Source organism: Burkholderia sp. LMG 13014 (assembly GCF_905232215.1).
In the GTDB taxonomy this organism is placed as follows: domain Bacteria; phylum Pseudomonadota; class Gammaproteobacteria; order Burkholderiales; family Burkholderiaceae; genus Burkholderia.
Genome location: NZ_CAJNKE010001040.1, coordinates 1 through 1,137, shown reverse-complemented (window position 1 = coordinate 1,137; position 1,137 = coordinate 1). Strand labels below are relative to the sequence as shown.

At 67.2% G+C, this 1,137-nt stretch carries 2 protein-coding genes; one reads left to right on the top strand and one right to left on the bottom strand.

The features are described from left to right. Nucleotides 1-332, bottom strand: a 332-nt coding sequence (locus tag JYJ84_RS37215; protein WP_205190351.1) for an MFS transporter, incomplete at its 3' end; no start/stop codon positions are given. Between the two features lie 192 nt (nucleotides 333-524). Here JYJ84_RS37215 and JYJ84_RS37210 point away from each other — a divergent pair. Continuing rightward, nucleotides 525-1,137, top strand: a 613-nt coding sequence (locus JYJ84_RS37210; protein ID WP_205190350.1) for a LysR substrate-binding domain-containing protein, incomplete at its 3' end; no start/stop codon positions are given.

Below are 1,137 nucleotides of genomic sequence, written 5' to 3'. Positions count from 1 at the left end.
AGCCCGTACGCGACATAGACCTGCACCAGCGTATGCGCGGCGCCGGCAGCCGCGAGCCCGGCGCCCGTCAGCAGCATCCCGACGATGGCCAGCCGCCGCGAGCCGAAGCGGTCGGCCAGCTGCCCGCTGACGATGCCGAACCCGAAATACAGGAAACCGGCGAGCGAGAACACGAGCGAGATCTGCCCGCGCGACGCGGCGAAATCCCGCTGCAGCGACTCGACGAACGCGCTGAACGTATACGCGCTGCCGAAACCGACGAACGTGACGGCGAACGCGGCTGCAACCACGTACCAGCCGTAAAAAAGGCGCGATGCGCCCGGGCGGTTCATGACGATGCTCCTCTCAGGTTCCACCGGCCGCCGGCAGCGACCGGATTGCCTCATGGATATAGTTGAACTATGTTGATCGCATCGGCTGCCGACGAGCAGTCGCGAAGCAGGCGATCCGATGCGTCAACGGTACTCGTGCGTACGCATCGTCTCAAACGATATTTCGTCGGACTTTCGATTTAGAAAAACTCAATGAATCGTTCCCGCTTGCCGCCCCTCAACGCGCTGCGCGCATTCGAAGCGGCCGCCCGCCACCTGTCGGTGAAGGCGGCGGCCGAGGAGCTGTCGGTCACGCCCGGCGCGGTAAGCCAGATGATTCGCACGCTGGAGACGCATCTCGGCGTACAGCTGTTCGAGCGCGTCAACCGCGGCATCCTGCTCACGGCCGCCGGCCGCGACTACCTGCCGCCGGTGCGCAACGCGTTCAGGCAGATTGCCGATGCGTCGCAGCGCGTGTCCGGCGCCGCCGACAGCGGCGTGCTGACGGTAAGCGTCACGCCGTTCTTCGCATCCGCATGGCTCGTCCCGCGCCTCGCCCGGTTCCGCGAGGCTTGCCCGGACGTCGACCTGCAGGTCGTCACGAGCCACGCACTGGCGGACTTTTCGCGCGACGGTGTCGACGTCGCGATCCGTCATGGCCTCGGGCGCTACATCGGGCTGTGCAGCGAGCGCCTGCTGACGGTGGAGATCGTCGCGCTTGCGTCGCCCGACCTCGTCGCGCGGCTCGGCATGCCGGCGACGCCGGCCGATCTCGTCGGCTGGCCGCAGTTGCACGACGCCGAGCGCAAGGGCTGGCACATCTGGT